The 12,347-nt window shown below is 64.4% G+C and carries 12 protein-coding genes; 11 read left to right on the plus strand and 1 reads right to left on the minus strand.

The genetic code is table 11. The annotated features are described in order from the left end of the window. Positions 1–16: 16 nt before the first annotated feature. Entirely contained in the window at positions 17–1,336 is a 1,320-nt protein-coding gene (locus IEY62_RS14115) for an MFS transporter (RefSeq protein WP_189018856.1), read from the minus strand. A 204-nt stretch (positions 1,337–1,540) separates the two neighbouring features. On the opposite strand from IEY62_RS14115, the gene IEY62_RS14120 reads away from it, so the two are divergent. The 11 genes from IEY62_RS14120 (at position 1,541) to IEY62_RS14170 (ending at position 12,217) form a co-directional block, all read left to right on the plus strand. Then, positions 1,541–2,311: an IclR family transcriptional regulator gene (locus IEY62_RS14120; protein WP_189018857.1), complete on the plus strand. Its 771-nt coding sequence runs from the start codon at positions 1,541–1,543 to the stop codon at positions 2,309–2,311. A 289-nt stretch (positions 2,312–2,600) separates the two neighbouring features. Next, the gene (locus IEY62_RS14125; RefSeq protein ID WP_189018858.1) at positions 2,601–3,518 is read left to right on the plus strand and encodes a shikimate dehydrogenase; all 918 of its coding nucleotides are present in this window, start codon (positions 2,601–2,603) and stop codon (positions 3,516–3,518) included. Continuing rightward, on the plus strand, positions 3,518–5,392 hold the full coding sequence (locus IEY62_RS14130) for a bifunctional sugar phosphate isomerase/epimerase/4-hydroxyphenylpyruvate dioxygenase family protein (RefSeq protein ID WP_189018859.1): 1,875 nt from the start codon (positions 3,518–3,520) through the stop codon (positions 5,390–5,392). Before IEY62_RS14125 ends, IEY62_RS14130 begins: the two co-directional genes overlap by 1 nt. Before the next feature lie 41 nt (positions 5,393–5,433). Next, positions 5,434–6,303 carry a protocatechuate 3,4-dioxygenase subunit beta gene (gene pcaH / locus IEY62_RS14135; protein WP_189018860.1) on the plus strand — a complete coding sequence of 290 codons (870 nt, stop codon included), beginning with the start codon at positions 5,434–5,436 and terminating at the stop codon, positions 6,301–6,303. A gap of 4 nt (positions 6,304–6,307) precedes the next feature. Beyond that, positions 6,308–6,901, plus strand: coding sequence for a protocatechuate 3,4-dioxygenase subunit alpha (gene pcaG, locus IEY62_RS14140; protein WP_189018862.1), 594 nt, complete (start codon positions 6,308–6,310; stop codon positions 6,899–6,901). After that, positions 6,898–8,319 carry a class-II fumarase/aspartase family protein gene (locus IEY62_RS14145; RefSeq protein WP_189018865.1) on the plus strand — a complete coding sequence of 474 codons (1,422 nt, stop codon included), beginning with the start codon at positions 6,898–6,900 and terminating at the stop codon, positions 8,317–8,319. Before pcaG ends, IEY62_RS14145 begins: the two co-directional genes overlap by 4 nt. Further along, on the plus strand, positions 8,312–9,115 hold the full coding sequence (locus tag IEY62_RS14150; RefSeq protein ID WP_189018867.1) for an alpha/beta fold hydrolase: 804 nt from the start codon (positions 8,312–8,314) through the stop codon (positions 9,113–9,115). Before IEY62_RS14145 ends, IEY62_RS14150 begins: the two co-directional genes overlap by 8 nt. Then, on the plus strand, positions 9,112–9,558 hold the full coding sequence (pcaC, locus tag IEY62_RS14155; protein ID WP_189018869.1) for a 4-carboxymuconolactone decarboxylase: 447 nt from the start codon (positions 9,112–9,114) through the stop codon (positions 9,556–9,558). The genes IEY62_RS14150 and pcaC overlap by 4 nt, the downstream gene beginning before the upstream one ends. Before the next feature lie 75 nt (positions 9,559–9,633). Then, positions 9,634–10,854, plus strand: a complete 1,221-nt coding sequence (locus tag IEY62_RS14160) for a thiolase family protein (RefSeq protein ID WP_189018871.1) — start codon at positions 9,634–9,636, stop codon at positions 10,852–10,854. A gap of 5 nt (positions 10,855–10,859) precedes the next feature. Next, positions 10,860–11,546: a 3-oxoacid CoA-transferase subunit A gene (locus IEY62_RS14165; protein ID WP_189018873.1), complete on the plus strand. Its 687-nt coding sequence runs from the start codon at positions 10,860–10,862 to the stop codon at positions 11,544–11,546. A 2-nt stretch (positions 11,547–11,548) separates the two neighbouring features. After that, a complete protein-coding gene (locus IEY62_RS14170) occupies positions 11,549–12,217 on the plus strand; it encodes a 3-oxoacid CoA-transferase subunit B (RefSeq protein WP_189018875.1) in 669 nt (222 codons plus the stop codon). Positions 12,218–12,347 lie beyond the last annotated feature (130 nt).

Genomic DNA, 12,347 nt, shown 5'->3' on the forward strand with positions numbered 1-12,347 from the left:
TCACGAAGGCGACGTGCTAGCGCAGGCCGAGTTCCGCCGTCGGGACCTTTGCTGATTCACGGGCCGTGGAGGCCGAGATGATGGCGATGAGGCAGACGATGGCCGTGAAGATGGACACCGGGACCCATCCACCGGGCTTGGTTCCGCCGATTGCGGTCACGATGGTCGGGGCGAAACCTGCTGCGAGGAAGCCGAGCTGAGTACCGATGGCCAGGCCCGAGAAGCGGACCTTGGTGCTGAACATTTCACCGTAGAACGACGGCCAGACGGCGTTTGCGGCGGCGTAACCGAGGGAGAAGTACACGACGGCGGCGAGGAACATCAGCGGGGTGGAGCCGGATTCGAAGCTCAGGAAGAAGAACGGTGTCATGATGGCGCTGGCCACGGCTCCGTAGATGAAGACGGGCTTCCGGCCGATCTTGTCGGCCAGTGTGCCGAAGAGCGGCTGGGTTCCCAAAGCCACAAGGTTTGCCACAACCACCAACCACAGCGTGATGGTGCTGTTCACGTGGGCAACGTCCTGGGCGTACTTGATGGCCAAGGTGCCGAAAACGGTGCTGACTGCGGCGATGAACGCGCAGCAGATCACGCGGAGGACGTCCTGCCAGTGGTGCTTGAGGAGGTCGGCGATGGGGAGCTTGGCAATCTGGTTGTTCTTCTGTGCCTCAGCGAATGCGGGAGGCTCGTGCAGGGTGCGGCGGATGAAGAAGGCAACCAGTACCACAACTGCGCTGAGCCAGAACGGAATACGCCAGCCGATGCCGTACTTGATGTCGTCCGGCAAAGCCACCACAGGAATGAAGACGAGTGCTGCCAAGATCTGGCCGCCCTGTGTTCCGGTGAGGGTCCACGAGGTGAAGAAGGAGCGGCGGTTGTCCGGAGCGTGCTCCAGGGTCATGGACGAGGCGCCGGCCTGCTCACCTGCAGCGGACAATCCCTGGCACAGGCGGGCAAGAACCAGCAGGATCGGTGCGCCCCAGCCGATGGTCTTGAAGTCCGGGAGGCAGCCGATCACAAAGGTTGATGCGCCCATGAGCACCAGGGTGAACATGAGGACCTTTTGCCGGCCGATCCGGTCACCGAAGTGGCCCAGGAATGCCGCCCCGATGGGCCGGGCAAGGTACGCAAAGCCGAACGTGGCAAAGGACATCACGGCCGCGTTGGTGTCTGCATCCGGGAAGAAGACGTGGGGGAAGATCAGGGCCGCGGCGGAGCCGAAGATGAAGAAGTCGTAGTACTCGACGGCGCTGCCCAGGAAGCTGGCGAGGGCTGCTTTCTTGGGTGTCCCTTTGGTTTCGGTGATGCCTGGCGTCGCTGACGGCATTGTTTGGCTCATTGGGTGTTCCTTCTGTGACGACGATGTCGCGGATAGAGCTTGGCGGGAGACCCAAGCGAGGTGCGGCTGGTCAATCCCTGAGTAAGTAACCACATGGTGAGAGCTACTTGCGTAATACAGCAATGATGACTGTGAGTGCGGTCACTTGTCAAGAGGTGTCACCACCATCTAGAAATAGCTCTCACTATGTGAGAGCATCGAGCTATGAGTGTGAAAGAGGACACAAAGACCGACATGGTCGGCAAGGCCCTGGGCCTGTTGGTATTGCTGGGAAACGAGCCCAAGGGTGCGAGTGCGGCGGATCTGGCCAGGAGTGCGGGGCTGCCGTTTAGCACCACGTACCGCCTGCTGGGCTCATTGACCCGCGACGGATTCGTTGACTACGAGCCGGACGGGCGGCGCTACCACTTGGGCTTGCGCGTTTTCCAACTTGGCCAGCGGGTGTCCAACCACCACGGCTTTGCAGCCACCGCATTGCCCGTCCTGCAACGGGTTACTGACATTACGCATGAAGCCACCATCCTGTCGGTGCGCGACGGCGACCATCACCTCACGGTCAACAAGGTGGATGGGCCCAAGACGTTCCGCGTCACCAGCGACCCCGGTCACCTGGGTGCGTTGCACACGACGTCGGTGGGCAAGGCTCTTGTTGCGTTCGAGGACGAGCCTGAGCGGAAGCGTCTCGTGGAAGATCTGCCGTTGGACCCGCTCACCGAGCACTCCATTACTGATCGGGACGTCTTCCGGGCGGAAATTGAGCAGGTCCGGCGTCAGGGCTACGCCGTGATGGACGAGGAAAACGAGATCGGCATGCGCGCCGTCGCCGTCCCGGTCCTGAATTCGCAGGGCCACGCCTTCGCCTCTCTGGCCACGGCTGTGCCGGTCTTCCGGCTCAGCATGGAGGAACTCATCGCCCATGTACCCACCTTGCAGGAGGCTGCGGCTGAACTCGCAGCCCGCCTGCCGCAGCGCTGACACCCATTGGGAGGCCCGGTTTGCGCCCCAAATCCCCGGAACGCCGCGCAGAGTGGGCCCCACAACGCACCCCCGCCCGTTGGGAGGCCCGGTTTGCGCCCCAAATCCCCGGAATGCCGCGCAGAGTGGGCCCCACAACGCACGTCGAAACACCCGGATGCTACTGAAATGTTCGCGATAAGAACAAGCGTGCGGAATATGAACACTTGTAGTAATCTAAATAACACCCGGCCATCGACGCCCCAGAAAACGTCAATGGCCGCGGTGCTGAAGTCAAAGGAGCTTTAGGATGAGCAACCGAGCCGAGTCCGTTCTGGTGGGCCTCGTTGGCGAAGGGGTCATGCCCTCGCTCACGCCGCCCATGCACGAACGCGAAGCCGATGTGCAGGGCCTTCGCTTGCTGTACCGCCCCATCGACCTGCTGGAACTCAAGTTGCCGGCCACCGCCGTCGGGGACCTCCTCACCGCAGCCGCCCGCACGGGCTTCAACGGCCTCAACATCACGCACCCGTGCAAGCAGCTGGTGCTGGGGCACTTGGATGAAATTTCCGACGACGCCGCTCGCCTGGGTGCCGTGAATACCGTCCTGATCCAGGACGGACGGTTCATCGGACACAACACAGACTTCTCCGGTTTCGCTTCGGCCTTGAGGGACGGACTTCCGAACGCGAAGCTTGACCGCGTCGTCCAGCTTGGCGCCGGAGGTGCAGGTTCCGCCGTCGCCTATGCCCTCCTCAAAGCCGGCGTCAGCACGCTGGACCTGGTGGACATGGACCCCGCCCGGGCTGCGGAACGTGCCGCTGAACTCAGCGGCCTCTTCCCCGCGGCCACCGTCACTCCGCGCAGCACGGACGAACTCCCGCAGCTCATGCCCCTCGCCGACGGCCTGGTGCACTGCACTCCGATCGGCATGGCCGCACACCCCGGACTTCCATTGGACGTGGAACTCGTGGAATCGCGGCACTGGGTGGCGGACATCGTCTACCGCCCTATCGAAACGCAACTGGTCCGCGAAGCCCGTGCCAAGGGCTGCGACGTCCTCGACGGCGGTCGCATGGCAGTGGGCCAGGCGGCCGACGCTTTCCAGCTCTTCACCGGAAAAGAAGCCGACAGGGACCGCATGCGGGCACACTTCCTGGAGCTGATCGCGGTTGAAGATGCGGCAACCGTGCTCTCGGCCGGCACCCTCGCAAAGGCGGCCCACTGATGCGCACCGGAATCGCCACTGTCTGCCTGTCGGGGACCCTGAAGGAAAAGATGCAGGCCTGCGCCATCGCGGGCTTCGATGGCATCGAGATCTTTGAGCAGGACCTCGTGACCTCCCCGCTGAGCCCCGAGGACATCCGGAAAATGGCTGCCGATCTCGGCTTGGGCCTCGATCTCTACCAGCCGTTCCGGGATTTCGACGGCGTCACTCCCGAGCTGCTGAAGGCCAACCTCAAGCGGGCCGAGGCAAAGTTCAAGCTGATGTCCCGCTTGGGAATGGACACCATCCTGGTCTGCTCCAACGTGGCCACGGCAACCATCGATGATGACCAGCTGCGTGCAGAACAGCTGGCAGCGCTTGCCGGGCTGGCAGGGGACCACGGCGTCAAGGTTGCCTACGAGGCGTTGGCCTGGGGCAAGTACGTCAACGACTACGAGCACGCCTACCGCTTGGTGGACATGGTGGACCACCCCAACCTTGGCACCTGCCTGGACTCCTTCCACATCCTTTCCCGCGACTGGGACACCGCGCCGATCGAGCAGCTCAACGCGGAGAAAATCTTCTTCGTCCAGGTTGCCGATGCTCCCAAGCTCTCCATGGACGTGCTCTCCTGGAGCCGCCACTACCGGGTTTTCCCCGGGGAGGGGCAGTTCGAGCTCGCCAAGTTCATGGGCCACGTGGTCCGCGCGGGCTACACCGGTCCGGTCTCGCTCGAAGTGTTCAACGATGTCTTCCGCCAGTCGGACGTTGAGCGGACGGCCGTGGATGCCATGCGCTCCCTGATCTGGCTGGAAGAACAGAGCGCCAACTGGCTCGCAAGCACCCCCGCGGAAACCGCGGCCGGCAACGGCGGTGCGTCCCGCCGTCGTTATCCCATGGAACTGGCCACGCTGCCCAAGGTGAACGAGCCCGCCGGCTTCAACTTCGCCGAGGTCAAGGCCGACGACACCGCGCAGCTTGAGAAGCTCCTGGGCCAGCTCGGCTTCGGATTCGAGGGCCGCCACCGCACCAAGGACGTCCAGCTCTGGACCATGGGCCAGGCCCGCGTGATCATCAACGAACAAGCGGCCTCGCATACAGAACCGGCTATCGCCGCTTTGGGGTTCGACGTCGATTCACCAGTGATTGCCTCCGCTCGCGCCCAGCAACTCAAGGCACCTGTGGTCGCCCGGAAGGTCCAGGCGGACGAAGAAGTGTTCCAGGGCATTTCCGCTCCGGATTCCACCGAAATCTTCCTGTGCCAAGGCAGCCCGGACGGAACCGCCGCGTGGACCCACGAGTTCGGGGAAGGCCTGGAGCACTCCGCAGCACCGCAGAACGCCGTGATTGACCACGTGAACCTCGCCCAGCCGTGGCAGCACTTTGACGAAGCCGTCCTCTTCTACACCAGCGCTTTGGCACTGGAACCGCTGCCGTTCGCGGAGGTGCCGAGCCCAAGCGGCCTGGTGCGCTCGCAGGTCATGGAAACCAGCCACGGCGCTGTGCGGCTCGTGCTGAATCTGGCGCCCGCCCAGCAAGCCCAGGAAACAGCCCGCAAAACGTACCAGGAACACATCGCCTTCGCCGTGGACGACCTCGTGGCCACGGCTCGGTCCGCCCGCGACCGCGGCCTTGAATTCCTGCAGATTCCGGCCAACTACTACGAGGACCTGGAAGCACGGTTCGATCTTGAACCGGGTTTCCTGGCCACCCTCCAGGAGCTCAACCTGCTGTATGACCGGGACGCCAACGGCGAATTCCTCCATTTCTACACCGCCACAGTCGGCAGCGTGTTCTTCGAAATGGTGGAACGCCGTGGCAGCTACAACGGCTACGGAGCCCCGAATGCCCCTGTCCGTCACGCCGTGCAATACGACTCACTTCACCGGGCATAGCTGCCCGAACCTCACAAAGAATCCATAGAAAGGAGCCGGTTGTGCCGCAAGACAACACTGCACAAGCTCTAGAATCCGAGGAACTCGTGCCGCCAGCAGAGCCGCATGCCGCGCACGATGGCAAGAAGGTTGAGACGCAGGCGGACCTCAGCGCAGAGATCAGCGCAATCGGGGACCGTTATGCCCAGGCGCTGAAGAACGGCAAAGGACCCGAAACCATGCCGCGGCTGGACTACGCGCCGTACCGCAGCAGCATCCTGCGCCACCCCACCAAGAGCCTGCACCACGCGGACCCGGAAACCATCGAGCTCTACTCGCCGGCCTTCGGACACCAGGACGTGCACGCACTGGAATCGGACCTGACCATCCAGCACAATGGTGAACCGCAGGGTGAGCGCATCATCGTGGCCGGACGCGTGCTGGACGGCGACGGCCGCCCGGTTGCCGGCCAGCTCGTGGAGATCTGGCAGGCCAATGCCTCCGGCCGCTACGTCCACAAACGTGACCAGCACCCCGCGCCGCTCGACCCGAACTTCACGGGCGTCGGCCGTTGCATCACCGGCGCAGACGGCTCGTATTCCTTCACCACCATCAAGCCCGGCGCCTACCCGTGGAAGAACCACCTGAACGCCTGGCGTCCGGCCCATATCCACTTCTCCATGTTCGGTTCGGAGTTCACGCAGCGCATCGTCACCCAAATGTACTTCCCGGGCGACCAGCTCTTCCCGCTGGACCCCATTTATCAGTCGATCGTGGACCAGGACGCCCGCGACCGCCTGGTGGCCCAGTACGATCACGAACTGACCAGCCCGGAGTGGGCCCTCGGCTACAAGTGGGACATCATCCTGACCGGTTCCAAGCGGACCTGGACGGAAAACGAAGCATACGGCGACGCCGGGGACGAGGAGTAAGCACATGAGCAAGCTGACACCCACACCGGGCCAGACCGTGGGCCCCTTCTACGGCTACGCCCTTCCCTTCAACAAGGACAACGAACTCCTGGCACCGGGCAGCCCCGGCAGCATCCGCCTCCAAGGGACGGTGTACGACGGAGCGGGCAACACCATCCCGGACGCCATCCTTGAGATCTGGCAGCCGGACTCGGAAGGCAACGTCGTCCAGCGGACCGGCTCACTGGTCCGTGACGGTTACACGTTCACCGGCTGGGGCCGCGGCTCCGTGGGCAACTCCGGCGTCTACACCTTCACCACTGTCAACCCCGGACCCACGGCGCCGGGAGCGGCACCATTCATCTCGGTGGCGGTCTTCGCCCGTGGCCTCATGAACCGCCTCTTCACCCGCGTGTACCTGCCGGAAAACGAGGAAGCGCTGGCCAACGATCCCTTGCTGAGCTCCCTTGATCCCGAACGCCGCAAGACGCTGATCGCGCGCCGCGACCCCGACGGTGGACTTACCTGGGACATCCGGCTGCAGGGCGGCGACGAGACCGTGTTCCTGGATTTCCAGCAGGACGGCTCGCTCGATCCGGTGACGGAAAACCCGGCATGATCGACGGCGACTTCGGCCTCCTCAGCCCTGTCTCGGCGTCGTCCTCCGTGGCCTCGCTGACGGGCGACCGTGCCGTGATCGCGGCAATCCTCGACGTCGAAGCTGCCTGGGCGGCCGTGCTCGAGGAAGCCGGGCTTGTCCCTGTCGGGTCCGCCGCTGTGGTGGCCGAAGCCGCCGACCCCTCTTTCTACGACGTTCTTTCGGTGGCGGAACGTGCCCAAGGCGGCGGCAATCCGGTCATCCCGCTGCTCGGCGACCTCCGTGCCCGCGTCAGGGAGCTGGACACCTCGGGGCTTGGTGCCGGCAAGGCCGTCCACGCCTCCCTGACCAGCCAGGACGTCCTCGACTCCGCCCTGATGCTGCTCGCCAGCCGCACCGTTTCGGCACTGCTGGCTGAGGTCAAAGGCACGACGACGGCGCTCGCCAGCTTGGCGGAACAGCATGCCGACACGCTGTGCGTGGGCAGGAGCCTGACGCAGCATGCACTTCCGTACACATTCGGGCTCAAGGCTGCGCAGTGGTTCCAAGGCGTCGCCGCTGCGGCTTCACGTTTGGCATCGCTTGAGTTGCCGGTCCAGTTCGGCGGGGCCGGCGGGACGTTGGCCTCCGGGACCAAGCTGGCTGCGGGCTCAGGCTCAACGCCGTTCACGCTGGCCGATTCCCTGGCCTCGCACCTCGGCCTGGCGCCCGCTCCCGCTCCGTGGCACACCAACCGCCTCGCCATCACGGCCCTCGGCGATTCCCTTGCCGCGCTGACCGACTCCTTTGGCAAGATCGCCGCAGACCTTCTCTTCCTGAGCCGTCCCGAAGTTGCCGAACTGGGCGAACCACTCGCTGCGGGACGCGGTGTCTCCTCCGCCATGCCGCAGAAGCAGAATCCGGTGCTTTCCGTGCTGATCCGCAGCGCAGCGTTGCAGGCTCCCGGCCTCGCATCGCAACTGCACCTCGCGGCCGCCACCTTCAATGACGAACGACCCGACGGAGCATGGCACAGCGAATGGCCGGCCTTGCGTCGCCTGTTGAGCCTGGCGTTGGGCGCTGCTTCCCACCTCCGCGAACTCACCGACGGGCTCCGCGTCTTCCCGGAAGCGATGCGCAGGAACCTCGGGATCTCGGGTCCGCTGCTCCTCAGCGAAGGCGTGTCGGCCGCCGTCGCCCCTCTGCTTGGCGAGGACGGGAAGCAAAAGCTGCAGGCCGTCGTCGACCGAACCCTCGCGGCGCCGGCAACCGAACAGGCGGACACGTACCGCAAGCTCCTCCGTGAAAGCGTTCCTTCCGCCGAGCTCTCCGATGCTGAACTTGAGGCACTGCTGGACCCGGCGAGCTACCTGGGTGAGGCAGAGGAGATCAGCCGCCGGATCCTCGCCGCCTACCCCGATTTCACCGGATCTTCTGTGAAAGGAGCCCATCGTGGCTAAACCAACCATCAAGGCAGTGTTGCTTTCCCCGAAACGTGAACTGGGAGCCAAGCCGCTCCTGGTGGTCGGGCCGTCGCTGGGCACTTCCACCGTGCTGTGGTCCGAAACGGCCGCGCTCCTGGGCGACGACTACGACGTCATCGGCTGGGACCTGCCCGGCCACGGCATCTCGCCGGCCGCCGCCGAAGGTTTCGACGTCGCGGACCTGGCTGACGCCGTCATCGATCTTGTCGACTCTGTTTCGCCGGGCGGAATGTTCCACTACGCGGGCGTCTCCCTGGGCGGTGCCACCGGCCTGCAGCTCGGCCTCAAGCACGCCGACCGCCTCCTCAGCTTGTCCGTCCAGTGCTCCGGGCCGAAGCTCGGCACGCCCGAGGGCTGGCTGGAACGGGCGGAAACCGTCCGGACCTTGGGAACTCCGGTGATGATCCAGGGTTCGGCTGAACGTTGGTTCGGCCATGGATTCATGGACCGCCAGCCGGAAATCAGCAGCCGCCTTCTGCACGCTCTCCGTGACGCCGACCGCTTCAGCTACTCGTTCTGCTGCGAAGCCCTGGCCCGCTTGGACGTCCGCGACCAGCTCGGCAGCATCACCGTCCCCACGCAGCTGATTGCCGGTGAAGAGGATTCCGTAGCACCGCCGTCGCTCGCTGAAGAGACTGCCGCTGCCATCCGGGCGGGCGGTTCTTTCGCCGAGGCTGTGGCGCTCGACGGCGTCGGCCACCTTGCGCCTGCAGAGGCACCGGCCGCTGTGGCCGGGCTGATGCGCACCTTCATGAAGGAGAACGGACTGTGACTACTTTGTCCCCTGATAATTCCGAGCGGAACGGCGCTGTCCAGCCCGACGCAACAGCCCAGGATATTTACGACGCCGGCATGGTGGTTCGCCGCGAAGTGCTGGGCGATGCGCACGTGGACCGGGCGAATGCCGGCAAGGATTCCTTTACCGAGGACTACCAGGACATGATCACCAGGATCGCCTGGGGTGGCATCTGGACGCGGCCCGGCCTGAGCCGGCAGATGCGCTCCGCCGTCACCCTCACGGCGCTGGTGGCGCACGGTCACTGGGAGGAGCTCGCCATGCACGTCAGGGCGGCCCTCAACAACGGCCTGAGCAGGGACGAAATCAAGGAAATCCTGCTGCAGACCGCCATCTATTGCAGTGTGCCGTCGGCCAATTCGGCCTTCAAGACGGCCCAGAAAGTATTCGCCGAAATCGACGCCACCGAACCCAACTGAGTCGCACTTCAGGTCGTTTTCAGCGTTCACAACGGCCTGATCTGCTACCTAGTTGGGCAAGAGAAAGAGAAACCCATGAACCAGGCATTTGTGTACGACGCCGTGCGCACGCCCTTTGGCAAGTTCGGCTCCGGTCTTGCCGCTGTCCGTCCCGATGACCTTGCCGCGCACGTGGTCCGCGAGTCTGTTCGCAGGGCTCCCGGTCTTGATGTTGAGCGGATCGACGAGGTGGTGTTCGGCAACGCCAACGGTGCCGGCGAGGAAAACCGCAACGTTGCCCGCATGGCCACCCTGTTGGCCGGCCTGCCCGTGTCCATTCCAGGCACCACGGTCAACCGGTTGTGTGGCTCGTCCCTGGACGCAGCGATCATCGCTTCGCGGCAGATCAATGCGGGCGACGCCGACCTCATGCTGGTGGGCGGCGCCGAGTCCATGAGCCGTGCGCCCTGGGTGCTGCCCAAGACCTCCAAGCCGTACCCGGCCGGTGACATGACGCTGGCATCCACCACGCTTGGTTGGCGTCTGGTGAACCCGGCCATGAACAAGGATTGGACCATTTCCCTGGGCGAGGCCACCGAAAGGCTGCGCGAGAAGTACGGGATCACCCGTGAGCGGCAGGATGCTTTTGCGGCGGATTCGCACAACCTGGCTGATGCTGCGTGGAACGAGGGTTTCTATGATTCTCTGGTTACAGCGGTTCCCGGCACGGACCTGGTCCGTGATGAAGGAATCCGTGCCGGTTCTTCGGCTGAGAAGCTTGCCGGTTTGAAGACCGTGTTCCGGCCTGAGTCTGACGGGCCCGACGGCGGTACGGTCACCGCCGGGAATGCCTCGCCTCTGTCCGATGGTGCTTCTGCGGCGTGGATCGGTTCTGAAGCTGCTTCGTCCATCCTCGGTCTGGAGCCGCTGGCACGCATCGCGGGCCGTGGTGCGCACGGTAACGATCCACAGTTCTTCGGGTTCGCCCCGGTGGAGGCCGCCAACAAGGCCCTCGCAAAGGCGGGCATCGGCTGGGACCAGGTGGGCGCCGTCGAACTTAATGAAGCGTTCGCCGCGCAATCGCTGGCGTGTGTTGACGCGTGGGGGATCGACCCCGCAATCGTGAACCGCCATGGCGGTGCGATCGCCATGGGGCACCCGCTGGGTGCTTCCGGTACGCGCATCCTGGGCACGCTCGCCCGTTCCCTGCAGGCTTCGGGCCAGCGCTGGGGTGTCGCGGCGATCTGCATCGGTGTTGGGCAGGGCCTGGCTGTGGTGCTGGAGAACGTTTCTGCCGGAGTTTCGGAAGGAGTCTAGGGATCATGCTGAATTTCATTGACACTGTTGGCGAGGCTGTGGCCGGTATCCAGGACGGTTCCACTGTGATGATCGGCGGCTTCGGCAATGCCGGGCAGCCGTTTGAGCTCATTGATGCCCTGATGGATTGCGGAGCGAAGGACCTGACCGTAGTCAACAACAACGCCGGCCAGGGTGATCAGGGCCTGGCGTTGCTGATCAAGGAAGGCCGTGTCCGCAAGATGATCTGCTCCTTCCCGCGGCAGTCCGATTCCTGGCACTTCGACGCCAAGTTCCACGCCGGTGAGATCGAGCTGGAGCTGGTTCCGCAGGGCAACCTGGCCGAGCGGATCCGTGCCGCCGGCGCAGGTATCGGTGGCTTCTTCACGCCCACCGGCTACGGCACCACCTTGGCCGAGGGCAAGGAAACCCGGTTCCTGGATGGGAAGTGGCAGGTGTTCGAAACGCCCATCCACGCCGACGTCGCCCTGATCAAGGCACTCAAAGCCGACGGCAAGGGCAACCTCGTCTACCGCAAGACAGCCCGGAACTTCGGGCCGATCATGGCCGCCGCTGCCAAGCACACCATCGTGCAGGTCTCTGAGATCGTGCCCACTGGTTCCTTGGATCCCGAGAACGTGGTGACCCCCGGTATTTACGTCAACAGCGTGGTCCGCGTCGATTCTGCCGGAGCAAAAGAGAAGGTGGCCTGATCATGAGCACCCAGACAAGCATCCAAACATCTGAGAAACCGCTGGGACGCGACGAGCTCGCGCAGTTGGTAGCCCGTGACATCGCTCCCGGCTCCTTCGTGAACCTGGGCATTGGCCAGCCGACGCTCGTGTCCAACTACCTCACCGAGGAACAGAACATCACGCTCCACACGGAGAACGGGATGCTTGGCATGGGCCCGGCCGCCGAGGGTGAAGAGATTGACGGCGACCTCATCAACGCCGGCAAAATCCCCGTCACCGAGCTGCCCGGAGCCTCGTACTTCCACCACGCCGACTCGTTCGCGATCATGCGCGGCGGCCACTTGGACATCTGCGTCCTCGGGGCCTTCCAGGTCTCCGCCACCGGCGACCTCGCCAACTGGCACACCGGCGCACCCGACGCGATCCCCGCCGTCGGAGGTGCCATGGACTTGGCCACCGGCGCGAAGGACGTGTTCGTCATGATGACGTTGCTGACCCGTGAGGGGGTGTCCAAGCTGGTGGAGAAGTGCAGCTACCCGCTGACCGGCGTCGGCTGCGTGACCCGCGTGTACACGGACAAGGCGGTGTTCCTCACAGGACCCGACGGCGTCACCGTCCGCGAGACCTTCGGCTGCACCTTCGAGGAAATCCAGGAACTCGTGCCGCTGCCCCTGAAGAAGGCAGAGTAGGCCCCGCAAGTCTGGGCTCTCCCGTTGTGGGGCCCGCTCTGCGTGGTCTTTCGGGAACGAATCGCGCAGAGTAGGCCCCGCAAGTCTGGGCTCTCCCGTTGTGGGGCCCGCTCTGCGTGGTATTTCGGGA

Origin of the sequence: Paenarthrobacter histidinolovorans (genome assembly GCF_014647595.1) — a bacterium.
Lineage (GTDB): Bacteria > Actinomycetota > Actinomycetes > Actinomycetales > Micrococcaceae > Arthrobacter > Arthrobacter histidinolovorans.